Source organism: Agrobacterium sp. CG160-95 (genome assembly GCF_053521725.1).
This window is the reverse complement of sequence record NZ_JBNWDU010000001.1, coordinates 1,269,751-1,294,616: the sequence shown is the minus strand read 5'-3', so window position 1 is coordinate 1,294,616 and position 24,866 is coordinate 1,269,751. Positions and strand designations below refer to the sequence as shown.

Here is a 24,866-nt window from a genome sequence, read left to right as displayed (position 1 = left end):
CCGTATGGGTAGAAATCCACCCATTGCTGCCCATGATGGCGATAAAAGCGCGCCTTGCCGCAAGACCGCCGTTGCTGAACGGCAATCCCGGATCGCAAATGGCTCACCCCGGTCGCCATGGAGGAGCATGCGCGGCTGAAGTGGCGAACATTTTCATCCGGGAGGAATCGATGAAAATACTGAAGACAGTTACCGGCCTTGCTGCCGCCGCTGCCGTTTCCCTTTTTGCGCTTTCTGCATCCGCTCAGAACTACCCCGAGCGCAACATCACCATGGTCGTGCCCTTTGCCGCCGGTGGCCCGACAGATACGGTCGCGCGTCTTGTCGCTGAATCCATGTCGAAGGATCTCGGCCAGCAGATCATCGTCGAAAATGTCGGCGGCGCTGGTGGCACGCTGGGCGCTGGCCGCGTGGCGGCGTCGGATCCGGACGGTTACACCGTTCTGCTGCATCACATCGGCATGGCGACGAGCGCTACGCTTTATCGCAAGCTCGCCTATGATACCCTGAACGCTTTCGAATATGTCGGTCTGGTCACGGAAGTGCCGATGACCATTCTGTCGCGCAAGACGCTCGAGGCCAAGGATCTCAAGGGTCTGATCGACTACGCTAAGGCGAACAAGGACAAGGTCACCGTTGCCAATGCCGGCATCGGTGCTGCTTCGCATCTGTGCGGCATGTTGTTCATGAGCGCGATCGAGACACCGCTGGTCACTGTTCCCTACAAGGGCACAGGCCCGGCCATGACCGACCTGCTCGGCGGACAGGTCGATATCATGTGCGACCAGACCACCAACACCACCAAGCAAATCCAGGGCGGGACCGTTAAAGCCTATGCCGTAACCTCGGCCAAACGGCTCGACGTGCTGCCGGACGTACCGACAGTTGCCGAATCGGGCCTGCCGAAGCTTGAGGTGGGTATCTGGCACGGTATCTACACGCCGAAGGGTACACCGGCTGAGATCAACGAAAAGCTCTCCAAGTCGCTGCAGGTCGCGCTGAAGGACAAGAACGTGGCGGCCCGTTTTGCCGAACTTGGCACCACACCTTCCCCGGAAGCCGATGCGACGCCCGCAGCGCTCAAGACCAAGCTTGAAAGCGAAATCGCCCGCTGGAAGCCTGTGATCGAGGGCGCCGGCCAATATGCCGACTGATGGTTGAAGCAATTGCCGGCGGCACCCTGCCGCCGGCTTCTTGCCGTCAATTTAACGCGCGGAACGGTGTGTAGCCGGCCGCAGTGGAGGGGCATCTTTCATGAAGTCGTTTTTCATTGACCCTGCCGAGGCAGCCTGTGGGGCAATTTTCATCGGTTTTGGCGCTTTTTTCGCGTTGCAGTCTTTCGGGCTGGATATCGGAACCGCCTTCCGCATGGGGCCGGGTTATTTTCCGCTTGTTCTGGCAATCGTGCTGATCCTGCTTGGCGGGGTGATATTCATTCGCGCCACCCGTGTGCAGGGCGATGCCCTCGGTGCAATCGCCTGGCGGGGGATTTTTTTCATCCTGCCCGCGCCGATCTTTTTCGGTTTCACGGTCCGGGGGCTCGGTTTCGTACCGGCGCTTTTTTTCAGCGCCCTTATCGCAGCCTTCGCCTCGCACAAGATGAGCCCGCTCATGGCCGTCATTATTTCCGCCGCCATCACGGTCTTTTCCGTTGCTGTGTTCAATTATGGTCTCGGCCTGCCATTCCAGCGCTTCGGCCCCTGGCTTAAATTTTGAGGTGCCGTAATGGAATTGCTTGATAATCTTGCTCTCGGTTTCGTCACGGCCACGTCGCTGGCAAACCTGTTTTTCTGCCTGATTGGCGTGCTGCTCGGCACGCTGATTGGCGTGCTGCCGGGCATCGGCGCAACCGCAACCATCGCCATGCTGTTGCCGATCACCTTTCAGCTTGAGCCCGTCTCATCGCTCATCATGCTCGCAGGCATCTATTACGGCGCGCAATATGGCGGCTCCACCACGGCGATCCTCATCAACATGCCGGGGGAATCCTCATCCGCCGTTACCGCCATTGACGGCTACCAGATGGCGCGCAAGGGCAAGGCGGGTGCCGCACTTGCGATTGCCGCCATCGGCTCGTTTTTCGCCGGCACGGTTTCCACCTTTCTCGTGGCAGTCTTTGCACCGCCTTTGACGGCGATTGCGCTGGAATTCGGCGCGGCGGAATATTTCTCGCTGATGGTCGTCGGCCTTGTCTCATCCATCGCGCTTGCCCATGGTTCCATCGTCAAGGCGCTGGCCATGGTCGTGCTTGGCCTGCTGCTTGGTCTGGTCGGTACGGATATCTACAGCGGCGCGCCGCGCTTCACTCTCGGCATCCGTGAATATGCCGATGGGCTGAATTTCGTTGCGGTGGCCGTGGGTGTATTCGGTATCGCCGAAATCCTGCGCAATCTCGAAAACGAGCGCACGCGCTCGGTGCTGATCGCCAAGGTCAGCAGCCTGATGCCGTCGAAGGAAGACTTCAAGGCCATGGTCGGCCCGGTGCTGCGCGGTACGGTCATCGGTTCGGCACTGGGCATCCTGCCCGGCGGCGGTGCAATTCTCGCTGCCTTCGCATCCTACACCGTCGAAAAACGCGTCTCCAAGCATCCTGAGGAGTTTGGACACGGTGCGGTCGCCGGTGTTGCCGGTCCGGAATCCGCCAATAATGCCGGTGCCCAGACATCGTTCATCCCGCTTCTGACGCTCGGTATTCCTGCAAACCCGGTGATGGCGCTGATGATCGGTGCGATGATCATTCAGGGCATCGTGCCCGGCCCGAACGTTGCGACCGAGCAGCCGGCGCTTTTCTGGGGCATCATCGCCTCGATGTGGATTGGCAATCTGATGCTCGTCATCCTCAACCTGCCCCTGATCGGGCTTTGGGTGAAGCTGCTGACGGTGCCTTATTACGTGCTTTTCCCCATCATCATGGCCTTCTGCGCCATCGGGGTTTACAGCGTTAATTCCAACGTCTTCGATCTCTACGCCGTCGCCTTCTTCGGCTTCATTGGTTATGTGCTCGTGAAGCTGCGCTGCGAGCCGGCGCCGCTGCTGCTGGGCTTCGTGCTTGGGCCGCTGCTGGAGGAAAACCTGCGACGCGCCATGATCCTGTCACGTGGCGATCCGACGACCTTCGTCACCCGACCGATCAGCGCTACCCTGCTGTTTATTGCTCTGGCCGTGCTGATCATTGTCTTCCTGCCCAGCGTGAAGAAAAAGCGCGAAGAGGTTTTCGTAGAAGAAGACTGAGCAGGTCTCGAAATATTCGGAACGCCGGTGATGGAAATGTCGCCGGCGTTTCTGCGTTGATGGGATCGCTGTGAGGAATCCGGTTCACCGAAGCGGCATATGGTTGACTTGAAGCTTTTTAGGGCCAAGGAAGGGCGGGAAAGAGAGGTCGATATGACGTCGGAAACCGAAAAACGGATCATTGCGCTTGAGGAAACGATCGCGCATCAGGCCAAGACTATAGAGGAACTGTCCGACCAGCTGACGGAACAGTGGAAGGTGCTGGAACAGACCCGCGCCAAGCTCGACCGGTTGACGGAAAGGTTCCTGAGCCTCGAGGAGCAGTCGCTGGACGCGCCCGCAATCACCCGGCCGCCGCATTATTGATGAGGGAGACCCCATGACGAGCGATACAGCCGCACTTGCCGCCGAAATTGTGGATTTCTGGAAGAAGGCAGGACCGGACAAATGGTTCGACAAGGACGCCGCCTTCGACGATCACTTTCATGACCGTTTCCGCGATGCCCATTTTGCCGCTGCAAGGCGCGAATTGGATGGCTGGCTGGACGGTGCGGAAAGCAGCCTCGCGCTGATGCTTCTGCTGGATCAGTTCCCGCGTAACTGCTTTCGCGAGACAGCGCATATGTATGCCACCGATCCGCTGGCACGCATGTTCGCCAGCGAGGCCATCCATCGCGGCCACGATCAGGCGGTGACCGAGGATTTGCGGGTCTTTTTCTATCTGCCCTTTTCCCATTCGGAAAGCATCGAGGATCAGGAGCGTGCCTGCACGCTCAACCGGCCGCTTGGCGGGCTTTATCTCCACCATGCCGAAGAGCATCGCGATATCGTCGCGCGTTTTGGTCGCTTTCCGCATCGCAACGACATATTGCTGCGGGAAACGACGCCCGAGGAACGGCAATATCTTGATGCGGGCGGTTTTACTGGCTGATATGAAAGAAAAACGCCGCCAGTCCCGAAAGACGGCGGCGCTTTTTTTCGTAGGTAACGGCCGCAGATCAGCCGTCGAAGAATTCCTTCATCCGGGCAAAGAAGCCGGTCGATTCCGGATTATTCTCCTGGGACGAGAGTTGCTCGAACTCCTGCAACAGCTCGCGCTGGCGCTTGCTGAGCTTTTGCGGTGTCTCGATCTGGATCTGGATGTAGAGATCGCCAGTCTGCGCCGAACGCAGCACCGGCATGCCCTTACCCTTCAGGCGGAACTGCTTGCCTGGCTGGGTGCCTTCCGGAACCGTGACGCGAGACTTCGTGCCGTCGAGCGTCGTCACATCGAAGGTGCCGCCAAGAGCGGCCGTCGTCATGGAGATCGGCACGGTGCAATAGAGATCGGCACCGTCCCGCTGGAAGAACTCATGCGGACGCACGGACAGGAAGATGTAGAGATCGCCCGCCGGGCCACCACGCATGCCGGCTTCGCCTTCGCCCTGCAGGCGAATGCGGGTGCCATCCTCGATACCCGAGGGAATGTTGACCGAAAGCGAACGCTCTTCCGTCACGCGGCCCTGGCCGTGGCACTTGCTGCACGGATCGGAAATCGTCTGTCCACGCCCGTGGCAGGTGGGGCAGGTGCGTTCTACCGAGAAGAAGCCCTGGGCTGCGCGCACGCGGCCGGAACCCTGACAGGTGCCGCAGGTTTTGGGTTGCGTGCCGGGTTTTGCGCCGGAACCGGAACAGACATCGCAGGTTATCGAGGTTGGAACCCTGATCTGCGCCGTCTTGCCGGCAAAGGCTTCTTCCAGCGTGATTTCCATGTTGTAGCGAAGGTCGGCGCCGCGCTCGCGACCGCCGGAAGAGCGGCGTGCGCGTCCGCCGCCCATCATCTCGCCGAAGATGTCTTCGAAGATATCCGAGAAGCCGCCATTGGCGAAACCGCCGCCGCCCATACCACCGCCGCCCATGCCGCCATTTTCAAAGGCGGCGTGGCCAAAGCGGTCATAGGCCGCGCGTTTTTGCGGGTCCTTCAGCGTTTCATAGGCTTCGTTGATTTCCTTGAACTTCCGTTCGGAATCAGCATCATCCGGGTTCTTGTCCGGATGGTATTTCATCGCGAGTTTGCGGAAGGCGCTTTTCAGCTCTTTTTCGTCCGCGGTCTTGCTGACGCCGAGTGTTTCGTAAAAGTCTGCTTTCGCCATTAAGATAACAAGCCTCGCAAATGGATTTCCGGCTGCACTTCGGCAGCCGGATGTCTTGCATGTATCGACAGGAGACGGGAAGCCACGCGATTACGCGGACTTCTTGTCGTCCTTGATTTCCTCATAGTCGGCGTCGACGACGTCGTCCTTGCCGCCTTCTCCGTTAGCGCCGGCTTCAGCCTGCTGCGCTTCGTAGATGGCCTGACCGAGCTTCATGGAAACTTCCATGAGGGTCTGGGTCTTTGCCTGAATGTCGTCGGCATCCGGTTCGGAAGCCTCAACGGCCGTCTTCAGGCTGGCAATGGCATCTTCGATGGCCTTGCGGTCGGTTTCGGAAACCTTGTCGCCATATTCCTTCACCGATTTCTCGGTGGAGTGAACGAGGCTTTCGGCTTGGTTCTTGGCTTCGACACCCGCACGACGCTTCTTGTCGGCTTCGGCATTGGCTTCAGCGTCCTTGACCATCTTCTCGATGTCGGCGTCGGAAAGACCACCGGAAGCCTGGATACGGATCTGCTGTTCCTTGCCGGTGCCCTTGTCTTTCGCCGAAACCTGCACGATGCCGTTGGCGTCAATATCGAAGGTCACTTCGATCTGCGGAACGCCGCGGGGTGCCGGCGGCAGGCCGACGAGGTCGAACTGGCCGAGCAGCTTGTTATCCTGTGCCATTTCGCGCTCGCCCTGCGAGACACGGATCGTCACGGCCGACTGGCTGTCTTCGGCGGTCGAGAAGGTCTGGCTCTTCTTCGTCGGGATCGTCGTGTTGCGATCGATCAGACGGGTGAAGACGCCACCCAGCGTTTCGATGCCGAGCGACAGCGGGGTCACGTCGAGAAGCAGAACGTCCTTGACGTCGCCCTGCAGAACGCCGGCCTGAATGGCGGCGCCCATGGCAACCACTTCATCAGGATTCACGCCCTTGTGCGGCTCCTTGCCGAACAGCTGCTTGACGACTTCCTGTACCTTCGGCATGCGGCTCATGCCACCAACGAGAACGACTTCATCGATCTCGGCAGCGGTAACGCCGGCATCCTTGAGGGCAGCCTTGCAAGGGGCGACGGTGCGCTGCACCAGATCGTCCACCAGGCTTTCGAACTTGGCGCGGGTCAGCTTCAGCGTCAGGTGCTTCGGACCGGAAGCATCAGCCGTGATGAACGGCAGGTTGATTTCGGTCTGCTGCGAGGACGAAAGTTCGATCTTGGCCTTTTCGGCAGCTTCCTTGAGGCGCTGCAGAGCGAGCTTGTCGTTCTTCAGGTCGATGCCCTGATCCTTCTTGAACTCGCCGGCCAGATATTCGACCAGACGCATGTCGAAGTCTTCACCGCCGAGGAAGGTATCGCCGTTGGTGGACTTCACTTCGAAAACGCCGTCGCCGATTTCCAGAACGGAAATATCGAAGGTGCCGCCGCCAAGGTCGTAAACGGCGATGGTCTTGCCGTCCTTCTTGTCGAGGCCGTAAGCGAGGGCTGCTGCGGTCGGCTCGTTGATGATGCGCAGGACGTCCAGACCGGCAATGCGGCCGGCATCCTTGGTGGCCTGGCGCTGGGCGTCGTTAAAGTATGCCGGAACGGTGATGACGGCCTTCTCGACCTTTTCGCCGAGATAGGATTCAGCCGTTTCCTTCATCTTCTGAAGGATCATCGCGGAAATCTGCGAAGGGGAATAGTTCTTGTCCTGAGCCTTCACCCATGCGTCGCCATTGTCGCCCTTGACGATTTCAAAGGGAACGAGAGCCTTGTCCTTTTCGACGGTCGGGTCTTCATAACGGCGACCAATGAGGCGCTTGACCGCAAACAGGGTGTTGGTCGGGTTGGTGACCGCCTGGCGCTTGGCCGGCTGGCCGACAAGGCGTTCGCCATCGTCGGAAAATGCCACCATGGATGGCGTAGTGCGCGCGCCTTCCGCGTTTTCAATAACTTTCGTGTCCTTGCCGTCCATCACTGCAACGCAGGAATTGGTTGTGCCAAGGTCGATACCGATTACTTTTGCCATGCTCTTCTCTCCTTGAAGCGAGCTGTCGGAACCCCGTGAGGCATTCCATGGACAACTCCTTGACTTGGATTTGCAGTATTCGCTGCTGTTATGCGGCGTATATAAGGAGCGATTTTTCCTGCTGCAAGGCGCAAGAGAGGGTGAAGCGCTGCAAAAAAGCGGATGAAACCCCTGTCTGTGCAGAAGCATAGCCATCAAGGCATGCAGAAGGGCAAAAACGTGACTTTGACTGCCACGGTCATGGCGATGCGGAGGCGCGTTTATAAAGTCATTGAGGTGAGGTGAAATGGCGGACAGGGTGGGATTCGAACCCACGGTACGCTTTCACGCACACACGCGTTCCAGGCGTGCGCCTTAAACCACTCGGCCACCTGTCCTTTTTTCAAATCTGCATGTTTTGAGGAATGCAAATCACTGGAACGGCGCGATATATACCGATGAATTCGCTGGGATCAACACGAATCTGACAGTTTTTTGAATTGTCGGCAATTTCCTGCCTTCCGATGCGATTGCAAACCGGTTTTCCCGCCTTTATCGATGCAATATATCTTTCAAAACATGGCTGTCGAAACGACGGGCCGCAACCGAGGTATCCTGATGAAAGCTTTTTTGCGGTTTTTGAGCTTTCTTCTTCTCATTGCAGCTGTTTTTCTTGGCGTACTCGATTCGATCCGCTCGGTTTCCACATCCTCGGTCAATATCACCGGCATCCTGTCCGTCTGGAACTATCTTCTTCCTGCCTCGCGCACCATGGTGGAAACGGCCTTGGCTCACTATATTCACCCTGAAGCGTGGCGCTTCATTGAAAATGCCCTGTCGGGACTGCCGGCATTTGCTTTTTTCCTCGCGCTATCCCTGCTTTGCTGGATGGCCGGTTACAGGAAGCGCAAAGTGATGAGGCGTTCGTCAGTCTGAATTTATCAACTGACAGCGCGCGCCCCGCAGATGTGAACCCTGAGAAGCGGCATAATCGGCCGCACGGAGGACCGAATGTTCCTGTTCGATACGCTTTCAAAAAAGACGACGATGCCGACCGAAGATACGGCTTTGCCCGGCCGGGAAGAGGCGCTTGCCGTGCCCGAGACCCATTTCGTCAATGGCCGGCCCTTGAAGGGGCCTTATCCCGATGGTTTGGAAATCATCTATCTGGGTATGGGTTGCTTCTGGGGTGCGGAGCGCCTGTTCTGGCAGACGCCGGGTGTGTGGGTGACGGCGGTGGGTTATGCCGGCGGTTTTACCCGCAATCCCACCTATCAGGAGACGACGACGGGCCAGACGGGCCACGCCGAAGTGGTCAAGGTCGTCTACGATCCAGCCGTCATCTCGCTGTCAGGCCTGCTTAAGATATTCTTCGAGGAGCATGATCCGACGCAAGGGATGCGGCAGGGCAACGACGTCGGCACGACCTATCGTTCCGCCATCTATGCCAATACCGAAGGCCAGTTGCAGCAGGCGCAGAAGGCGCGCGACACTTTTCAGCAGGCTTTGGACGAGGCGGGGCATGGCCGCGCCATCACCACCGAAATTGGACCGCTTGAAACATTTTATTACGCGGAAGACTATCACCAGCAATATCTTGCCAAGAATCCGGGCGGCTACTGCGGCCTCAGGGGAACCGGCGTAAGCTGCAATATCGGCTAGATTTTTTGCACGTTGCCCAGGTGGAAAGACCAAAAAAACGCCAGAATAAAGTTTTTCCACCGGGTCAAAAAAACCGGATGAATTTTTCATTGAGCCATGCAAGGATATGAGCCAAGCACAGCCGGGATAACGGCTGGCGGTTCCGCAGACATTCCCGGTCAACGGGTTTGCGGGAGGACCCTTAAAATATCAATTGCAACAACAGGGCTGCACAATGAAAAAATCCCTTCTGACGCTTTTTGCGCTCGCCGCCATGTCGGCTTCCGCGCTTGCTGCCGATATCAAGCCGGCATTGGTTTATGGTACGGGCGGCAAGTTCGACAAGTCGTTCAACGAAGCCGCCGCGGCTGGCGCTGAGAAGTTCAAGGCAGAAACGGGCATCGAGTTCCGCGATTTTGAACCGACCAGCGATACGCAGGGCGAGCAGGCTATCCGCAACTTCGCCAGCAAGGGCTTTAACCCGGTTGTTGCCGTGTCCTTCGCCTGGACGTCGGCCATGGAAAAGGTTGCAGCCGAATTCCCTGACACCAAGTTCGTCATCGTCGATTCCGTCGTCGAGCTGCCGAATGTCCGCTCGGTCGTCTACAAGGAGCACGAAGGCTCTTATCTCGTCGGTCTTCTGGCAGGCATGGCCTCCAAGACCGGTAAGGTCGGCTTCATCGGCGGCATGGATATTCCGCTGATCCGTAAATTCGCCTGTGGTTATGCGCAGGGCGCCAAGGCTGCCAACGACAAGATCGAAGTCTTCCAGAACATGACCGGCACCACGGGTGCGGCCTGGAATGATCCGGTGCGCGGTGGCGAACTGACCAAGAACCAGATCGACCAGGGCGCTGACGTGATCTACGCGGCAGCCGGTGCGACCGGTATCGGCGTGTTGCAGACCGCTGCCGACAACAAGAAATTCTCGATCGGCGTCGATTCCAACCAGAACCACCTGCACCCCGGCTCGGTTCTGACCTCGATGGTCAAGCGCGTCGATCTGGCTGTCTACAACGCCTACAAGGATGCCAAGGACGACAAGTTCACCCCCGGCATCGTTGCTCTCGGCGTCAAGGAAGACGGCGTGGCCTATGCTCTCGACGACAACAACAAGGCCCTGATCACGCCGGAAATGACCGCCGCCGTGGACAAGGCGAAGGCCGACATCATTGCCGGCACCATCAAGGTTCATGACTACATGGCGGACAATTCCTGCCCGAAATGATATGATATGTGTCTGGGGCGCATGGTGATTTTTCACCTTGCGCCCTTTTCATATCCAGCCTTCGGAGAGGTTTCGGTTTGAGTATGGACCCAGCAATCGAACTCGTGGGCATCGATAAAAAATTCGGTGCCGTTCACGCCAATAAGAATATCAACCTGACCGTTGCCAAGGGTACGATCCACGGCATCATCGGGGAAAACGGTGCCGGAAAATCGACCCTGATGTCGATCCTCTACGGTTTTTACCAGGCTGATGCCGGTGAAATCCGGGTAAACGGCGCGCCGGTATCGATCCGCGACAGCCAGGCTGCGATCAGTGCTGGCATCGGCATGGTCCATCAGCATTTCATGCTGGTGGAAAATTTCACCGTGCTGGAAAACGTCATGCTGGGCGCGGAAGGCGGCGCATCGCTTGCCAAGGGCAGGGCGGCTGCGCGCAAGGAGTTGAAGCGCCTTGAAGACGACTACGGGCTGGAAGTCGATCCGGATGCTGTGATCGAAGAACTGCCGGTCGGCCTGCAACAGCGCGTCGAAATCCTGAAAGCCATGTATCGTGGCGCCGAAATCCTGATCCTCGATGAGCCGACCGGCGTTCTCACGCCTGCGGAAGCCGATCATCTTTTCAAGATCCTCGGTGTCCTGCGTGAGCAGGGCAAAACCGTCATCCTCATCACCCACAAGCTGCGCGAGATCATGGCGATCACGGATTCCGTCTCCGTCATGCGCCGCGGCGAAATGGTGGCGACCCGCAAAACCTCCGAAACCAGCGTTGAGGAACTGGCCGAACTGATGGTCGGCCGTCGCGTGCTGCTACGGGTGGAAAAAGGCGAGACGACGCCGGGCGAGGTTCTCCTTTCCATCCGTAATCTGACCGTCAAGGACAGCCGCGGCGTCACCATGGTGGACGATGTCTCGCTGGATGTCCGCGCCGGCGAAATCGTCGGCATCGCCGGTGTGGCCGGCAATGGCCAGTCCGAACTTCTCGAAGCGATCGCGGGCATCCGCAAGCCTTACTCGGGAGAGATATGGGTGGCCGGGCAGAAGGTTGATCGACCCGATCCGTCCATTCTGCGCGAACTCGGTCTCGCACATATTCCGGAAGACCGGCACCATATGGGGCTGGTGCTGAAATTCGAGGAATATGAAAATTCCATCCTCGGCTATCACCATGACGAGCGATACGGCAAAGGCCCTTTCCTCAACCCCGAGGCCATCCGCAAGGATGCGGTCGAAAAGATCGAGAAATACGATATCCGCCCGCCGAACCCGCAGCTGAAGACCGCCAATTTTTCCGGCGGCAACCAGCAGAAGATCGTCGTTGCCCGCGAAATCGAGCGTGACCCCAAGATGCTGATCATCGGCCAGCCGACCCGCGGTGTGGATATCGGCGCCATCGAATTCATCCATCGCCGCATCATCGAAATGCGCGATGCCGGCAAGGCGATCTTGCTGGTTTCGGTCGAACTCGATGAAATCCGTTCCCTTTCGGACCGGATCATGGTCATGTTCGCCGGGCGTGTCGTTGGAGAAAAAACGGCGGAAGCCGAAGAACAGACGCTGGGCCTGATGATGGCCGGCATCGCCGCATGAGGCATGAATGAGCACCGCTTCCGTACCCCTGCCAAACTGGATCACCTACGGCCTCCTGCCGTTTTTAAATGTAGTTACCGCATTTCTGATTTCCGGCCTCGTCGTCTGGTCGATCGGTGAAAATCCGCTCGCGGCGCTTCGCCTGCTCATCGAAGGGGCGCTAGGCCGTGGCGATGCCATCGGCTTCACGCTGTTTTATACGACGAGTTTCATCTTCACCGGCCTCTCTGTGGCGGTCGCCTTCCATGCCGGTCTGTTCAACATCGGTTCTGAAGGTCAGGCCTATATTGGTGGATTGGGCGCGGCGTTGGTGGCGCTGGCGCTCGACCGTTATGTGCCGTGGTATGTGACGATGCCCTTCGCCATCATCGGCGCTGCGGTTTTCGGCGCGGCCTGGGCGTTTATTCCGGCATGGCTGCAGGCAAAACGCGGTAGCCACGTCGTCATAACCACCATCATGTTCAACTTCATCGCTGCGGCGTTGATGGTCTATCTGCTGGTGAACGTGCTGATCGTGCCGGGCAAGATGGCGCCGGAAACGCGCACCTTTCTGCCAGGTGGGCAATTGCCGAAGCTCGACTGGCTGATGGCGCTGTTCGGCCTGAAGCTCGGGCCGGCGCCGTTCAACGTCTCCTTCATCATTGCACTGGTCATGTGTTTTCTCGTCTGGGTGCTGATCTGGCGCACTAAGCTCGGTTATGAGATGCGCACGCTCGGCGTCAGCCCCTCGGCCGCCGTCTATGCCGGCATTCCCTATGCGCGCACCGTCATCATCGCCATGCTCATTTCCGGCGGTCTGGCAGGTATGATGGCGCTGAACCCGGTCATGGGCGCGTCCGCCCGCTTGCAGGTGGAATTTGTCGGCGGTGCGGGTTTCGTCGGCATCGCCGTCTCGCTGATGGGGCGAAGCCACCCGCTCGGCATCCTGTTTTCGGCGCTGTTGTTCGGCATTCTCTATCAGGGTGGTGCAGATCTCTCTTTCGAGATGCCGAATATTACCCGTGAGATGATCGTCGTCATCCAGGGTCTGGTTATCCTGTTTGCCGGCGCGCTCGAATATATGTACCGGCCGGCGATCGTCCGCATCTACCAGCGCTTGGCAAAGGGGTGAGCTGATATGGATTTCTTCGATATGCTGGTCAGCATTCTCGGCTCGACCGTCCGTCTCACCATCCCGCTTCTGTTCACGGCGCTTGCCGGGCTGTTTTCCGAACGCGCGGGCGTGTTCGATATCGGCCTTGAAGGCAAGATGCTGGCGGCAGCCTTTGCTTCGGCTTGTGTCGCCTATCTCACCGCAAATCCCTGGGCCGGCCTGCTTGCGGGCATTGCCGTCTCCATCCTGTTTTCGCTGATCCACGGCTTTGCCGTCATCACAAATCGCGGCAACCAGATCGTGTCGGGCGTGGCGCTTAACTTCATTGCCGCCGGTCTGACGGTGGTTCTGGGGCAGGCGTGGTTCGGGCAGGGCGGGCGCACGCCGCAATTGCCGGGCGAAGGCCGTTTCGCACCGATCATCCTGCCTGGTGCGGATGCGATGCGCGAAGTGCCTTTCATCGGCCCGCTCTACGCCAATGTCATTTCCGGCAACAATATCCTGACCTATCTCGCCTTTCTGGCGGTGCCGCTGTCCTGGTGGGTGCTTTACCGCACCCGTTTCGGCCTTCGCCTGCGCGCGGTGGGTGAAAATCCGGGCGCGGTCGATACGGCGGGCATTTCGGTGACATGGATGCGTTACCGCGCCGTCATCGTTGCCGGCTTCCTCTGCGGTTTTTCGGGCGCCTATCTCGCCGTTGCGCAATCGGCGGCCTTCATCGCCAACATGTCGGCCGGTAAGGGCTATATCGCACTCGCCGCGCTGATCTTCGCGAAATGGAAGCCGGTGCCGGTCATGTTCGCATGCCTGCTCTTCGGTTTCCTGGATGCTTTCGCCAACTTCATGCAGGGCAAATCCGTGCCGGGTATCGGTGAAGTGCCGGTGCAGATTTTCCAGGCAATGCCCTATATTCTGACCTGCATCCTGCTTGCCGGTTTCATCGGCGTCGCCAAGCCCCCCAAGGCCGGTGGCGTTGCCTATGCGAAGGAGCGTTAAATCCATGTCCCGTGAACCAATGTCCCATCAGTTGTTCGAGGCAGCGGTGGAGGCCATGGCCTTTGCCCATGCGCCCTATTCGAAATTCCCTGTCGGTGCGGCAATCCGCGCTGAGGACGGCAAAATCTACAAGGGCGCCAATATCGAGAACCTCTCCTTCCCTCAAGGTTGGTGCGCCGAGCCTTCGGCCATCAGCGCCATGATCATGGGTGGAGCAAAGAAGATAAGCGAGATCGCCGTCATCGCGGAAAAGCTTGCTCTTTGCCCGCCCTGCGGCGGCTGCCGGCAGAAGATCGCCGAATTCGCCTCGCCAGACACCAAGGTCTATCTCTGTGACGAAACCGGTGTTCAGAAGGTCATGACCATGGATGAACTTTTGCCTTTCAGCTTCAAGACCGAGCTGCCCTGATGCCGGATACGCTGATCGATATTCTGGTGGAGCGTCTGAATGGCCTGATGCCGCGCATCGCCATCGTGCTGGGCTCAGGCCTGGGGTCGCTGGTGGACGAGGTCAGCGATGCGATCCGCGTGCCCTATGCCGAACTTCCCGGTTTCCCTGCAAGCGGCGTTTCTGGCCATGCGGGCGAGTTGGTGGCCGGATATCTCGGTGGCGAGCCGGTGATGATGCTGTCCGGCCGGGTGCACTATTACGAAAAAGGCGATCCGGCCGCCATGCGCGCGGTCATTGAGGCGCTCGCCGGTCTTGGCGTGCAGTCGCTCATCCTCACCAATTCTGCAGGCTCGGTCAGGCAGGACATACCGCCCGGCTCGGTCATGCAGATCACCGATCATATCAATTATTCCGGCATGAACCCGCTGATTGGCGAAGAGAGCGACAACCGCTTCGTCGGCATGACCACGGCTTATGATCCGGACCTGATGCTCGCCATGCGTAATGCCGCGATCCGCGCGACGGTGCCCTTGTTCGGCGGCGTCTATATGTGGTTTTCCGGCCCGAGCTTCGAAACGCCGGCGGAAATCCGCATGGCGCGGCTGCTGGGTGCGGATGCCGTCGGCATGTCCACCGTGCCGGAAGTCATCCTCGCCCGCTTTTTCGGGATGCGCGTTGCCGCCGCATCGGTTATTACCAATTACGGTGCCGGCATGACTGGCGCTGAACTGAGCCATGAGGAAACCAAGGACATGGCTCCGGTAGGCGGCAAGAGGCTTGCCGCCATCTTGAAAGAAATGATCGCAGGAGGAGCGTGACCATGGAACTCCAGCGTCCGCGCGAAGCGGCTGCCCTGACACTATCCTTGCTGGACCTGACCAACCTCAAGGAAGACTGCACGCCCGAGCAGATTGCTGCTTTGTGCCATAGGGCTCATACCGAATACGGCAATACCGCCGCGATCTGCATCTGGCCGCGTTTCGTCGCGCAGGCGCGTGCCGCTTTCGGAAAAGACCATGCGATCCGTATCGCCACGGTCGTCAATTTTCCTTCGGGCGATCTGGATGTTGCGACCGTGGTGGCGGAGACCGAGGCAGCTATCCGCGACGGTGCCGACGAAATCGATCTGGTCATCCCCTATCGTAAGTTCATAGCAGGCGATGAAACGGCTGTTTCCGAGATGGTGGCTGCCGTACGCAAGGTCTGCGTCGCACCCGTTCTTCTCAAGGTCATTCTCGAAACCGGCGAGCTGAAGGACAAGGCTCTCATTCGTCGTGCTTCCGAACTCGCCATTGCCGAAGGGGCCGATTTCATCAAGACCTCAACAGGCAAGGTCGCCATCAACGCCACGCTGGAAGCCGCCGATATCATGTTGCAGGCGATCCGCGACAGCAGGCAGAAGGTGGGCTTCAAGCCTGCCGGCGGTGTCGGCACGGTGGAAGACGCCACGCTTTATCTGCGGCTGGCGGAAACAATCATGGCGCCCGACTGGGCCATGCCGTCCACGTTCCGCTTCGGCGCTTCCGGCGTTCTCGATGATGTCCTGAACGTGCTGGCCGGTGGCGAACCGGCCAAGGCCGCCAGCGGGTATTGAGCTTGATCCCGCAGGAAATCATCCGCCGCAAACGTGATGGCCTGTCTCTTGCGCCGCAGGAGATTGCCGCTTTTATCGAGGCGCTGTCCAAGGACGGCATATCGGAAGGCCAGGCAGCTGCTTTTGCCATGGCGGTGTTTTTCCGGGGTATGAACCGCGACGAGATGGTGGCGCTGACACTCGCCATGCGCGACAGCGGCGATGTCCTGTCCTGGAACGATATTGGCAGGACGGTGGCGGACAAGCACTCGACCGGCGGCGTCGGCGACAATGTCTCCCTGATGCTCGCCCCGATCGTTGCCGCCTGCGGTCTTGCGGTGCCGATGATTTCCGGCAGGGGTCTTGGCCATACCGGCGGCACGCTAGACAAGCTGGAAGCGATCCCCGGTTACGATGTGATGCCGGACGAAGCCCTGTTCCGCCGGACGGTCAAGACGGTCGGCTGTGCCATCATCGGCCAGACGGGCGATCTCGCCCCCGCAGACAAGCGCCTCTATGCTATCAGGGACGTGACCGCGACGGTGGATTCCATCCCGTTGATCACCGCCTCCATTCTGTCTAAGAAGCTTGCGGCCGGACTTCAGACGCTGGTTCTGGATGTGAAGGTCGGCAACGGCGCTTTCATGCAGAGTGTGGAGGATGCCCGTAATCTCGCCGTCGCGCTGGTCGATGTGGCAAATGGCGCAGGCCTGCCGACGGCGGCTCTTATAACCGACATGAACCAGCCGCTTGGCGATGCCGCAGGCAATGCGGTCGAAATCGTCAATTGCCTGGACTTTCTGGCTGGCCGCAAGGCGGGAACGCGTCTCGAAAAGGTGGTTCTTGCCTTTGCTGCGGAAATGCTGGTGCAAGCGGGCAGCGCGGCCACTCTGGATGAAGGCGAGGCGCTGGCTGAGGCCGCCCTTTCCTCCGGGCGTGCCATGGAAGTCTTTGCGAAAATGGTCGCAGCACTTGGCGGGCCTGCGGACTTTGTCGATCATCCATCGCGTTACCTGCCATCGGCGCCGGTCATTCTCCCGGTTTCGGCTGAGCGCAGCGGCTGGCTGGCATCCTGTGCGACGCGCGATCTCGGCATGGTCGTTGTCGAGCTTGGCGGCGGCAGAAGAATGCCGTCAGACAAGATCGACCCCTCGGTCGGGATCTCCGATATCCTGCCGCTTGGCACAAAAGTGGAAAAAGGCGAACCAATCGCCTGCGTCCATGCGGCCTCTAAGCAAGAAGCGGAACTTGCCGTCAAAAGGATTACGGCCTGCTATGGGGTTGCTGACACTGCGATGGAAACCAGCACTGTGGTCCTCGAGCGAATTACCTGACCAGCCTCATTTCGCCACCCGATACCTTGAATGACGATAGTTGTTTCAGGAAGCTCATGCCAACAAGCATGTTGCTCAACGCATTATCTTTCAGCACCATGGCGTCGACATTCTGAACGCGGATCGTGCCGATTTCCACCCGGTCGAGCTTCAGATAGGCCGCCATGGTCTGGCCGTTGGCGGTTGAGATCGGATATTTGAAATCGAGGCTGTTGACGCCGAAACCGAGCCGCCGGGCGATCGTCTCATTGATGGCAACCATGGAGGCGCCGGTATCGACAAGCCCGTCGAAAGATTTACCGTTGATACGGAAGGCGGCGTTGAAGTGGCCGCGTGCGTCCGCTTTCAGATTGACGCCACCAAGCGAAACGGGCTCCGGTTTGACGGCTTCCGATTTGACTTCGGCTTTTTCCACCGTGGCTTCCGGGCGCGGCTGAAATTTTTCCACCAGCGCCGGAATCTGCGTGGCGCTGACCGAAAGACCGATAAGCAGAAAAATCGTACGCGCCAGCAAGTCGTCGCTCCTGAGAAGGCAGGGTTATCCCTATGCAGAATAGACGCAAAACGTGCTGAAATCTTAAAAGAAAAAAGCCATTCGCCGCTTGTTGGTCGGCGAATGGCTCAAACGGTTAAGCGATGATGAACGGTGTTATTTCGTGCCGTACATGCGGTCGCCCGCATCGCCGAGGCCGGGAACGATATAACCCTTTTCATTCAGCTGCTTGTCGATTGCGGCAGTATAGATCGGCACATCGGGATGCGCTTCACGGAAATTCTTGATGCCTTCGGGTGCAGCCAGCAGACACAGGAAGCGGATGTTCTTCGCGCCCCGCTCTTTCAGCTTTTCAACCGCAGCGATGGAGGAATTGCCGGTCGCCAGCATTGGATCGACGACGATGATAAGGCGGGCATCGAGGCTTTCGGGAGCCTTGAAGTAATATTCGACCGCCTCCAGCGTATCGTGATCGCGATACACACCGATATGCGCAACACGCGCCGAAGGCACGAGTTCGAGCATGCCTTCCAGAAGGCCGTTGCCGGCACGCAGGATGGAGGCGAAAACCAGCTTCTTGCCCTCCAGCACCGGAGCCTCGATGGTTTCGAGCGGCGTATCGATGGTTTCCATCGTCATTTCAAGGTCGCGCGTCACTTCATAGCAGAGCAGCGTCGAGATTTCCCTGAGCAGGCGGCGGAAGCCGGCTGTCGAGGTTTCCTTCTTGCGCATGATGGTAAGTTTGTGCCGCACCAGCGGATGTTCGATGACTGTGACGCCGTCCATGAAACTGGCCTTCCTTTTTTATCCTGTGCCCCTGTAATTCACCGAAAGCAGGCTTTTCGCAAGCCTTCTTCGCGGTTTTACCCCGCCAACCGATGCCTAGTGGCTATCGAGTTTCGCAAGCAGCCGGGCGCGTGTGACTTCATCCACAAAGGCGCTTTCCAGTGCGGTTCGGGTCATGCAGTTGATCTCGGCATCGCTGAAACCGAAAGCATCCGCAGCCAGCGCATATTCCCGGGCAAGCGAGGTAAAGAAGAATGGCGGATCGTCGGAACTGATGCAGACGCGCACCCCGGCATCGCGCAACGCCCTCAGCGGATGGCTGCCGAAATCGGGATAAACGTTGAGCGCGATATTTGATCCGGGGCAGACCTCAAGCACTGTTCCCGCCTCAACCAGCCGGGCGACGAGAGCGGCGTCTTCGATGGCGCGCACGCCATGGCCGATGCGCGACGGCTTTACGAGGTCGAGCGCATCGACGACGCTTTCCGGTCCGCAGACCTCACCCGCATGGATGGTCAGCCCAAGGCCGGCATCGCGGGCAATGTCGAAGGCGCGTGCATAATCGGCGACGCGGCCCATGCGCTCCTCGCCCGCCATGTTGAAACCGGTCACCAGCGGGTGTTTCGTCCGTGCTGCATATTCAGCCGCCGCAATGACCCGTTCAGGACCGAAATGCCGCTCGCCGGTCACGATGATGCGGGTTTCGATACCGGTCTTTTCTTTCGCGATCCGGATGCCCTCGGCGATACCGGAGAGATAGGCGTCAGCGCCGAGCCCGATGCGGTCGCCATGATCGGGCGAGATGATGAGCTCGCTATAGATCGTATTGGCCTCGGCAAGTTCGGTCAGATAGGTTTGCGTCAGAACCGCATAGTCCTCATCGGTCTTGAACACCTGCGCCACCGCATCGTAGCACTGGATGAATTGCGCAAAATCCGACCAGACGTACTGGCCGTCGCGCAGAAAGCTACTGGTGTCTATGCCGTATTTCTCAGCCTGTTTTGCGACGAGGGCAGGGGGTGCCGCACCTTCCAGGTGGCAGTGAATTTCCGCTTTCAGCAAATGCGATGTCAAATGAAGCTCCTGCCGTGCGCACCGGCCTCGATACCTAGATGGTGGGCGATGCTTTCGCCGATGTCGGCGTAGCTTGAACGAATGCCGACATCGCGTGAGCGGATGCCAGGCCCGAATGCCATGATCGGCACTCTTTCCCGTGTATGGTCCGTGCCCCGCCATGTGGGATCGCAACCATGGTCAGCGGTAAGAATGGCGATGTCGCCCGGCGCCATTTTGCGATGGATTTCCGGAATGCGCGCATCGAAGGCTTCAAGCGCCGCCGCATAACCGGCAACATCGCGGCGATGGCCGTAGAGCATGTCGAAATCGACGAAATTGGTGAAGACAAGATCGCCGTTTTCGGCTTCGTCAATAGCGTGCAGCGTTGCATCCATCAGGGCGCTGTTGCCATTTGCCTTGACGATGCGCGACACACCCTTGTGAGCATAGATATCGCCGATCTTGCCGATCGCGTGCACTTTCCTGCCAGCCTCCACAAGGCGGTCGAGCAACGTCGGTTCGGGCGGCGGAACGGAGAAGTCGCGGCGGTTGCCGGTGCGTTCGAAGGTTGCGACCGTCTCGCCGATGAAGGGACGGGCAATGACACGGCCGATATTCAGCGGATCGAGCAGCTTGCGCACCGTCTCGCAGAGCGTGACGAGCCGCTGCAATCCGAAATGGGTCTCGTGCGCTGCGATCTGGAACACGGAATCGGATGAGGTGTAGCAGATCGGCTTGCCGCTCCTGATATGCTCTTCGCCAAACTTCGCGATGATCTCGGTGCCGGAAGCGTGGCAATTGCCGAGAATGCCTGGAATATCCGCTTGCGTGCAGATGGCTTCCACCAGTTCGGGAGAAAAGGCGTCGCCCTCTGTCGGGAAGTAGCCCCAGTCGAAGGTGACGGGCGTGCCCGCGATCTCCCAATGGCCTGAGGGCGTATCCTTGCCCTTCGATATTTCGCTGGCAGAGCCATGCAGGCCGAAAATACGCTCCGGCGGTTCCATGCCGGCGGGAATGTCGCCGCTTGATTGTCGTGCAATCTCCAGAAGACCAAGCGAAGACATGTTGGGCAGCTTCAGCGGACCCGCCCGAAGGCCCGGCCTGTCGGCAGCACCTGCCGCGCAGAATTCGGCGATATGACCGAGCGTATTGGCGCCGAGGTCGCCATAATGCTCCGCGTCAGGCGCACCGCCGACACCGAAGGAATCCAGAACGAGAAGAAATGCTCTTGCCATAACTCACCGAAACGAAAATGCGCCGACGGGCAATGTCAGGCCGAACTCTCGTTATAGATCAGCAAAACGTGAAGAAGGAAGTGATTTTATGAACCATCCGGTAAAACCGGCTGTTCAATCCTCTTCCCGTTTCGATTTCGGCGCGTTGAGATTGCGCAGCACATACCATCCAGCGGCAATTACCATGGCCGCCAGAATGTACCATGTGATGGCGTAGGACAGGTGGTTGTTGGGGAAGGTGAGCATGGTCTTGCCGCCGACCGGTAGGCCACCCGGATTGGGCGTCGCATCGGCATCGACATAAAAGGGCGCCACGCCGGAAAGGCCGGATGCCTGCGATATCTGCGGGATATTGCGGGAGTACCAGCGCCGATTTGCCGGATCGTTGGTTCGAAGGAAAAGCCCGCCGGTTTCTGGCGCGCGCATCAGCCCGACGATCTCGACCTGCCCGGTTGGTTCCCCTTCGCGGCGCGAGGATGGATCGCGTTTGTCGGAAGGCACGAAGCCACGATTGACGATGATATTCGATCCGTCATCGCGTCTCAGCGGCGTCATCACCCAGTAGCCGGGGCCGAGATCGCTGACCGTATAGACCTGGACCTCCTTGTCGTTGAGGAAGGTGCCGGACAGTTTCACGCGGCGATATTCATACTCTGCGGGATCGGCAAGGGCCGGCCATTCGCGGGCTGCCGGTGCATCCACAGGTGCGGCATGGGCGCGAGCTTCGACGCGTTCGATGAGATCGAGCTTCCACAAGAGGCGTTGAACCTGCCATGTTCCAAGCGCCAGCAGGAAGCCTGTCAGTACAATAGTCAGAAGCAGGACGACGATTGCTGCGGGGCGGATGCGTCGCGTGTGCGGGGCGGTTGTCGACGGATCGGTCATGGTTTCACAGTCCTTGCAAGGCCATGCGGTTTGCTGCGGCAACACTGTCGGCCGTCGGCATCCGGGTCTTCCAGCAAATAACCCCATAAATCGCGCCGACGATTCATGGGGTTATGCGCTGCGGGGTCGTGTGCTGGCGCAGAAAGCGGCCCCCCGGAAATCCGGCAGGCCGTTGATCTATGGCTGCTCAGGGCAGGTTTTTCACATCCTCGATGTGCAGCGGCATCATGTTCTTGTTCATGTTGTACATGACCCAGAGTGAGCCGGAGAGCGTGATCAGCAGCACCACGACGGTGAAGATCAGCGCCATGAAGGTCCAGCCGCCTTCGGACTTGGTGTCCATGTGCAGGAAGTAGATCATGTGCACGAAGATCTGGATGACGCCGAGACCCATGATCGCGATGACCAGCAGCGTCTTGTTTTCAAGAACGTCGCCCATGACCAGCCAGAACGGGATCGCCGTCAGGATGACCGACAGGACGAAGCCGATCATGTAGCTTTTGAACGTACCGTGGCTGGCGCCATCATGGTGATGATGGTCGTCGCCATGCGCGTCGTGGTGTGCGTGTGCTTCGGAACTCATCAAAGAACTCCCATGAGATAAACGAAGGAGAAGACGCCGATCCAGATGACGTCAAGGAAGTGCCAGAACATCGACAGGCACATCAGGCGACGCTTGTTTGCGGCGATCAGACCATGTTTTGCGACCTGGAACATCAGTGTGACGAGCCAGATCACGCCGAAGGTGACGTGCAGACCGTGCGTACCAACCAGCGCGAAGAAGGCGGAAAGGAACGCTGAACGCTGTGGACCTGCACCTTCTTCGATCAGGTGATGGAACTCGTAAAGTTCCACGGCGAGGAAGGCGAGACCGAAGAGACCGGTGATGCCGAGCCAGATCAGCGTCGTCTTCACCTTCTGCTTCTCCATTTCCAGCATGGCGAAGCCATAGGTGATGGAAGAGAAAAGCAGGAAGGCGGTGTTGATCGCCACAAGCTTCAGATCGAACAGATCTGCGCCCGAAGGGCCGGCCGCGTAGTTGCGGCCGACAACGGCATAGGTGGCAAACAGCGTTGCGAAGATGAGGCAGTCGCTCATCAGATAGAGCCAGAAGCCCAGCGAGGTGCCGTTCTCCGGATGGTGGTCTTCCTTGAGGTAGAAGACCGGTGTTTCCGCGCCCGCGGCGCTTTGTGCAGGTGTATGAGCCATATTCGTTACGCCTGTTCCGCAAGCAGCTTCGTACGTTCCGCCTCGACTGTCGAAACATCGGAGGCAGGAATGTAGTATTCGCGGTTGTAGTTGAAGGTATGGGCGATCGAGACCGCGATGATGGCGAGCATGGACAGAGCCGCCAGCCACCAGATGTGCCACACCAAGGCAAAGCCAAGAACGACGCTGATGGCACTGATGATTACGCCCGCACCGGTGTTCTTCGGCATATGGATCGGGATGAAGCCTTCCTTGGGACGGTCGTAACCGCGCTTCTTCATATCCGCCCAGGCGTCGACGTCATGCACAACCGGCGTGAAAGCGAAGTTGTAGGCAGGCGGAGGCGACGAGGTCGACCACTCCAGCGTACGCCCATGATAGGGATCGCCGGTCACGTCACGGAGCTGATCGCGCTTCAAGAAGCTGACGATGAGCTGGATGACGAAGGAAGCGATGCCGAGCGCGATCAGGAAGGCGCCGAAGGCTGCGATCAGGAACCAGATCTGGAGCGAATTGTCTTCGAACTGGCTGATACGGCGGGTCACACCCATCAGGCCGAGAATGTAGAGCGGCATGAAGGCGAAGTAGAAGCCGATGAACCAGAACCAGAAGGACAGCTTGCCCCAGAACGGATCGAGGCGGTAGCCGAAGGCCTTCGGGAACCAGTAAACGATACCCGCAAGCACACCGAACACCACGCCACCGATGATGGTGTTGTGGAAGTGGGCGATGAGGAACAGCGAGTTGTGGAGCACGAAGTCCGCCGGCGGAACAGCGAGAAGAACGCCGGTCATGCCGCCGATGACGAAAGTGATCATGAAACCGATCGTCCACAGCATCGGAACGTCGAACTTGATGCGGCCCTTGTACATGGTGAAGAGCCAGTTGAAGATCTTCGCACCGGTCGGGATCGATATGATCATCGTGGTGATGCCGAAGAAAGCGTTGACGCTTGCACCGGAACCCATGGTGAAGAAGTGGTGCAGCCACACGATATAGGCGAGGATGGTGATGACACCCGTCGCATAGACCATCGAGGCATAACCGAAAAGACGCTTGTTGGAGAAGGTCGAGACGATTTCCGAGAAGACGCCGAAGGCCGGCAGCACCAGGATGTAAACTTCGGGATGGCCCCAGATCCAGATGAGGTTGACATACATCATCGGGTTGCCGCCGAGATCGTTGGTGAAGAAATTCGTACCAACATAACGGTCAAGGGTCAGAAGGGCGAGCGTGCCGGTCAGGATCGGGAAGGATGCCACGATCAGGATGTTCGAACACAGCGACGTCCAGACGAAGATCGGCAGGCGCATCATGGTCATGCCAGGTGCGCGCATCTTGATGATCGTGACGATCAGGTTGATACCCGAGAGCGTCGTGCCCACACCGGCGATCTGCAGACCCCAGATGTAATAATCCACACCCACGCCCGGACTTCCATCAATGCCGGACAGCGGCGGATAGGCAAGCCAGCCAGTCTGCGCATATTCACCGATGAACAGCGAGATCATGGTGATGACGGCACCGGCCGTGGTCATCCAGAACGAGAAGTTGTTGAGGAAGGGGAACGAAACGTCGCGGGCGCCGATTTGCAGCGGCACGACGAAGTTCATGAGACCGGTGATCATCGGCATGGCCATGAAGAAGATCATGATGACGCCATGGGCCGTGAAAATCTGGTCGTAATGGTGCGGCGGAAGATAGCCTTCCGATCCACCAGAGGCGATCGCCTGCTGGACGCGCATCATGATGGCATCTGCGAAACCGCGCAGCAGCATGACGAGTGCCAGAATGATGTACATGATACCGATCTTCTTGTGATCGATGCTCGTGAACCATTCATTCCAGAGATAACCCCACAGCCGGAAATAGGTGAGGGCGCCGACGACGGCGATGCCGCCCAGAGCCACTGCCGCGAAGGTCGCGACGAGAATGGGCTCGTGAAGCGGGATGGACTCCCATGTCAGCTTCCCGAACAGGAATGACGTTTGATCGGAATTGACGATCATTTTTAGCCTCTTGC

Annotated in this window: 25 protein-coding genes, 1 tRNA gene and 1 pseudogene; 16 read left to right on the top strand and 11 right to left on the bottom strand. The window is 58.8% G+C overall.

Going from position 1 to position 24,866, the window contains the following annotated elements:
* Window positions 1–170 precede the first annotated feature (170 nt).
* The 5 genes from ACQZ63_RS06450 (at window position 171) to ACQZ63_RS06430 (ending at window position 4,162) form a co-directional block, all read left to right on the top strand.
* Window positions 171–1,154, top strand: coding sequence for a tripartite tricarboxylate transporter substrate-binding protein (locus ACQZ63_RS06450; RefSeq protein ID WP_113555623.1), 984 nt, complete (start codon window positions 171–173; stop codon window positions 1,152–1,154).
* Between the two features lie 100 nt (window positions 1,155–1,254).
* Window positions 1,255–1,716, top strand: a complete 462-nt coding sequence (locus ACQZ63_RS06445; protein WP_003514354.1) for a tripartite tricarboxylate transporter TctB family protein — start codon at window positions 1,255–1,257, stop codon at window positions 1,714–1,716.
* 9 nt (window positions 1,717–1,725) lie between these two features.
* Window positions 1,726–3,231, top strand: coding sequence for a tripartite tricarboxylate transporter permease (locus tag ACQZ63_RS06440; RefSeq protein WP_013635241.1), 1,506 nt, complete (start codon window positions 1,726–1,728; stop codon window positions 3,229–3,231).
* Between the two features lie 153 nt (window positions 3,232–3,384).
* Window positions 3,385–3,597, top strand: coding sequence for a SlyX family protein (locus ACQZ63_RS06435; RefSeq protein WP_113555658.1), 213 nt, complete (start codon window positions 3,385–3,387; stop codon window positions 3,595–3,597).
* Between the two features lie 13 nt (window positions 3,598–3,610).
* Window positions 3,611–4,162 (top strand): DUF924 family protein, encoded by a 552-nt coding sequence (locus ACQZ63_RS06430; protein WP_113555622.1) that lies wholly within the window; start codon window positions 3,611–3,613, stop codon window positions 4,160–4,162.
* Window positions 4,163–4,229: 67 nt separating this feature from the next.
* Here the strand turns inward: ACQZ63_RS06430 and dnaJ are convergent, their stop codons facing one another.
* The 3 genes from dnaJ to ACQZ63_RS06415 all read right to left on the bottom strand — a co-directional run bounded on the left by dnaJ (window position 4,230) and on the right by ACQZ63_RS06415 (window position 7,732).
* Window positions 4,230–5,363, bottom strand: coding sequence for a molecular chaperone DnaJ (gene dnaJ, locus ACQZ63_RS06425; protein ID WP_003514371.1), 1,134 nt, complete (start codon window positions 5,361–5,363; stop codon window positions 4,230–4,232).
* A 90-nt stretch (window positions 5,364–5,453) separates the two neighbouring features.
* A complete protein-coding gene (gene dnaK / locus ACQZ63_RS06420) occupies window positions 5,454–7,355 on the bottom strand; it encodes a molecular chaperone DnaK (RefSeq protein ID WP_003514373.1) in 1,902 nt (633 codons plus the stop codon).
* Window positions 7,356–7,642: 287 nt separating this feature from the next.
* Window positions 7,643–7,732: transfer RNA gene (locus ACQZ63_RS06415), tRNA-Ser, on the bottom strand.
* A gap of 220 nt (window positions 7,733–7,952) precedes the next feature.
* Between ACQZ63_RS06415 and ACQZ63_RS06410 the strand changes: the two genes are divergently transcribed.
* The 10 genes from ACQZ63_RS06410 (at window position 7,953) to deoA (ending at window position 17,179) form a co-directional block, all read left to right on the top strand.
* Window positions 7,953–8,270 (top strand): hypothetical protein, encoded by a 318-nt coding sequence (locus tag ACQZ63_RS06410; RefSeq protein WP_013635245.1) that lies wholly within the window; start codon window positions 7,953–7,955, stop codon window positions 8,268–8,270.
* A gap of 75 nt (window positions 8,271–8,345) precedes the next feature.
* Window positions 8,346–8,996, top strand: coding sequence for a peptide-methionine (S)-S-oxide reductase MsrA (gene msrA / locus ACQZ63_RS06405; RefSeq protein WP_448799105.1), 651 nt, complete (start codon window positions 8,346–8,348; stop codon window positions 8,994–8,996).
* A 214-nt stretch (window positions 8,997–9,210) separates the two neighbouring features.
* Window positions 9,211–10,203, top strand: coding sequence for a BMP family lipoprotein (locus ACQZ63_RS06400; RefSeq protein ID WP_003514392.1), 993 nt, complete (start codon window positions 9,211–9,213; stop codon window positions 10,201–10,203).
* 83 nt (window positions 10,204–10,286) lie between these two features.
* Window positions 10,287–11,792 (top strand): ABC transporter ATP-binding protein, encoded by a 1,506-nt coding sequence (locus ACQZ63_RS06395; RefSeq protein ID WP_003514394.1) that lies wholly within the window; start codon window positions 10,287–10,289, stop codon window positions 11,790–11,792.
* A 7-nt stretch (window positions 11,793–11,799) separates the two neighbouring features.
* On the top strand, window positions 11,800–12,903 hold the full coding sequence (locus ACQZ63_RS06390; protein ID WP_003514397.1) for an ABC transporter permease: 1,104 nt from the start codon (window positions 11,800–11,802) through the stop codon (window positions 12,901–12,903).
* 6 nt (window positions 12,904–12,909) lie between these two features.
* Window positions 12,910–13,881 (top strand): ABC transporter permease, encoded by a 972-nt coding sequence (locus tag ACQZ63_RS06385; RefSeq protein WP_003514401.1) that lies wholly within the window; start codon window positions 12,910–12,912, stop codon window positions 13,879–13,881.
* Window positions 13,882–13,900: 19 nt separating this feature from the next.
* A complete protein-coding gene (locus ACQZ63_RS06380; RefSeq protein WP_019564546.1) occupies window positions 13,901–14,290 on the top strand; it encodes a cytidine deaminase in 390 nt (129 codons plus the stop codon).
* Window positions 14,290–15,090: a purine-nucleoside phosphorylase gene (locus tag ACQZ63_RS06375; RefSeq protein ID WP_003514406.1), complete on the top strand. Its 801-nt coding sequence runs from the start codon at window positions 14,290–14,292 to the stop codon at window positions 15,088–15,090. The genes ACQZ63_RS06380 and ACQZ63_RS06375 overlap by 1 nt, the downstream gene beginning before the upstream one ends.
* Window positions 15,091–15,092: 2 nt before the next feature.
* Window positions 15,093–15,866: a deoxyribose-phosphate aldolase gene (gene deoC / locus ACQZ63_RS06370; RefSeq protein ID WP_113555620.1), complete on the top strand. Its 774-nt coding sequence runs from the start codon at window positions 15,093–15,095 to the stop codon at window positions 15,864–15,866.
* On the top strand, window positions 15,863–17,179 hold the full coding sequence (deoA, locus tag ACQZ63_RS06365) for a thymidine phosphorylase (RefSeq protein WP_448799104.1): 1,317 nt from the start codon (window positions 15,863–15,865) through the stop codon (window positions 17,177–17,179). The genes deoC and deoA overlap by 4 nt, the downstream gene beginning before the upstream one ends.
* Here deoA and ACQZ63_RS06360 read toward each other — a convergent pair.
* The 5 genes from ACQZ63_RS06360 to ACQZ63_RS06340 form a co-directional block, all read right to left on the bottom strand.
* The gene (locus ACQZ63_RS06360) at window positions 17,172–17,693 is read right to left on the bottom strand and encodes a TIGR02281 family clan AA aspartic protease (RefSeq protein ID WP_111804238.1); all 522 of its coding nucleotides are present in this window, start codon (window positions 17,691–17,693) and stop codon (window positions 17,172–17,174) included. The two genes, deoA and ACQZ63_RS06360, sit on opposite strands and share 8 nt — an antisense overlap.
* 135 nt (window positions 17,694–17,828) lie before the next feature.
* A complete protein-coding gene (gene upp, locus ACQZ63_RS06355; RefSeq protein ID WP_003493096.1) occupies window positions 17,829–18,458 on the bottom strand; it encodes a uracil phosphoribosyltransferase in 630 nt (209 codons plus the stop codon).
* Between the two features lie 96 nt (window positions 18,459–18,554).
* Window positions 18,555–19,532, bottom strand: a complete 978-nt coding sequence (locus ACQZ63_RS06350) for an adenosine deaminase (protein ID WP_111782909.1) — start codon at window positions 19,530–19,532, stop codon at window positions 18,555–18,557.
* A complete protein-coding gene (locus ACQZ63_RS06345; RefSeq protein WP_113555618.1) occupies window positions 19,529–20,749 on the bottom strand; it encodes a phosphopentomutase in 1,221 nt (406 codons plus the stop codon). Before ACQZ63_RS06345 ends, ACQZ63_RS06350 begins: the two co-directional genes overlap by 4 nt.
* Before the next feature lie 114 nt (window positions 20,750–20,863).
* Window positions 20,864–21,634 carry an SURF1 family protein gene (locus ACQZ63_RS06340; protein ID WP_113555617.1) on the bottom strand — a complete coding sequence of 257 codons (771 nt, stop codon included), beginning with the start codon at window positions 21,632–21,634 and terminating at the stop codon, window positions 20,864–20,866.
* Between the two features lie 90 nt (window positions 21,635–21,724).
* Between ACQZ63_RS06340 and ACQZ63_RS06335 the strand changes: the two are divergent.
* Window positions 21,725–21,886: pseudogene (locus ACQZ63_RS06335) on the top strand (twin-arginine translocation signal domain-containing protein); the annotation flags it as partial.
* Here ACQZ63_RS06335 and cyoD read toward each other — a convergent pair.
* From cyoD to cyoB, 3 genes are read right to left on the bottom strand one after another with little or no spacing between them, the layout of a single operon-like run.
* Complete coding sequence (cyoD, locus tag ACQZ63_RS06330; protein ID WP_003514416.1) at window positions 21,822–22,217, bottom strand: cytochrome o ubiquinol oxidase subunit IV; 396 nt, start codon at window positions 22,215–22,217, stop codon at window positions 21,822–21,824. The pseudogene ACQZ63_RS06335 and the gene cyoD overlap by 65 nt on opposite strands.
* Entirely contained in the window at window positions 22,217–22,843 is a 627-nt protein-coding gene (gene cyoC / locus ACQZ63_RS06325; protein ID WP_003514417.1) for a cytochrome o ubiquinol oxidase subunit III, read from the bottom strand. Before cyoC ends, cyoD begins: the two co-directional genes overlap by 1 nt.
* 5 nt (window positions 22,844–22,848) lie before the next feature.
* On the bottom strand, window positions 22,849–24,852 hold the full coding sequence (gene cyoB / locus ACQZ63_RS06320) for a cytochrome o ubiquinol oxidase subunit I (RefSeq protein ID WP_003514419.1): 2,004 nt from the start codon (window positions 24,850–24,852) through the stop codon (window positions 22,849–22,851).
* Window positions 24,853–24,866 lie beyond the last annotated feature (14 nt).

What these genes read in the sequence shown, in the direction of transcription:
- ACQZ63_RS06340 (WP_113555617.1), bottom strand. Translation starts at nt 21,634, where the DNA reads ATGACCGATCCGTCGACAACCGCCCCGCACACGCGACGCATCCGCCCC.
- dnaJ (WP_003514371.1), bottom strand. Translation starts at nt 5,363, where the DNA reads ATGGCGAAAGCAGACTTTTACGAAACACTCGGCGTCAGCAAGACCGCG.
- msrA (WP_448799105.1), top strand. Translation starts at nt 8,346, where the DNA reads ATGTTCCTGTTCGATACGCTTTCAAAAAAGACGACGATGCCGACCGAA.
- ACQZ63_RS06430 (WP_113555622.1), top strand. Translation starts at nt 3,611, where the DNA reads ATGACGAGCGATACAGCCGCACTTGCCGCCGAAATTGTGGATTTCTGG.
- ACQZ63_RS06435 (WP_113555658.1), top strand. Translation starts at nt 3,385, where the DNA reads ATGACGTCGGAAACCGAAAAACGGATCATTGCGCTTGAGGAAACGATC.
- cyoC (WP_003514417.1), bottom strand. Translation starts at nt 22,843, where the DNA reads ATGGCTCATACACCTGCACAAAGCGCCGCGGGCGCGGAAACACCGGTC.
- upp (WP_003493096.1), bottom strand. Translation starts at nt 18,458, where the DNA reads ATGGACGGCGTCACAGTCATCGAACATCCGCTGGTGCGGCACAAACTT.
- ACQZ63_RS06385 (WP_003514401.1), top strand. Translation starts at nt 12,910, where the DNA reads ATGGATTTCTTCGATATGCTGGTCAGCATTCTCGGCTCGACCGTCCGT.
- ACQZ63_RS06380 (WP_019564546.1), top strand. Translation starts at nt 13,901, where the DNA reads ATGTCCCATCAGTTGTTCGAGGCAGCGGTGGAGGCCATGGCCTTTGCC.
- ACQZ63_RS06400 (WP_003514392.1), top strand. Translation starts at nt 9,211, where the DNA reads ATGAAAAAATCCCTTCTGACGCTTTTTGCGCTCGCCGCCATGTCGGCT.
- dnaK (WP_003514373.1), bottom strand. Translation starts at nt 7,355, where the DNA reads ATGGCAAAAGTAATCGGTATCGACCTTGGCACAACCAATTCCTGCGTT.
- ACQZ63_RS06375 (WP_003514406.1), top strand. Translation starts at nt 14,290, where the DNA reads ATGCCGGATACGCTGATCGATATTCTGGTGGAGCGTCTGAATGGCCTG.
- ACQZ63_RS06390 (WP_003514397.1), top strand. Translation starts at nt 11,800, where the DNA reads ATGAGCACCGCTTCCGTACCCCTGCCAAACTGGATCACCTACGGCCTC.
- ACQZ63_RS06410 (WP_013635245.1), top strand. Translation starts at nt 7,953, where the DNA reads ATGAAAGCTTTTTTGCGGTTTTTGAGCTTTCTTCTTCTCATTGCAGCT.
- ACQZ63_RS06440 (WP_013635241.1), top strand. Translation starts at nt 1,726, where the DNA reads ATGGAATTGCTTGATAATCTTGCTCTCGGTTTCGTCACGGCCACGTCG.
- ACQZ63_RS06445 (WP_003514354.1), top strand. Translation starts at nt 1,255, where the DNA reads ATGAAGTCGTTTTTCATTGACCCTGCCGAGGCAGCCTGTGGGGCAATT.
- ACQZ63_RS06450 (WP_113555623.1), top strand. Translation starts at nt 171, where the DNA reads ATGAAAATACTGAAGACAGTTACCGGCCTTGCTGCCGCCGCTGCCGTT.
- cyoD (WP_003514416.1), bottom strand. Translation starts at nt 22,217, where the DNA reads ATGAGTTCCGAAGCACACGCACACCACGACGCGCATGGCGACGACCAT.
- cyoB (WP_003514419.1), bottom strand. Translation starts at nt 24,852, where the DNA reads ATGATCGTCAATTCCGATCAAACGTCATTCCTGTTCGGGAAGCTGACA.
- ACQZ63_RS06345 (WP_113555618.1), bottom strand. Translation starts at nt 20,749, where the DNA reads ATGGCAAGAGCATTTCTTCTCGTTCTGGATTCCTTCGGTGTCGGCGGT.
- ACQZ63_RS06395 (WP_003514394.1), top strand. Translation starts at nt 10,287, where the DNA reads ATGGACCCAGCAATCGAACTCGTGGGCATCGATAAAAAATTCGGTGCC.
- deoC (WP_113555620.1), top strand. Translation starts at nt 15,093, where the DNA reads ATGGAACTCCAGCGTCCGCGCGAAGCGGCTGCCCTGACACTATCCTTG.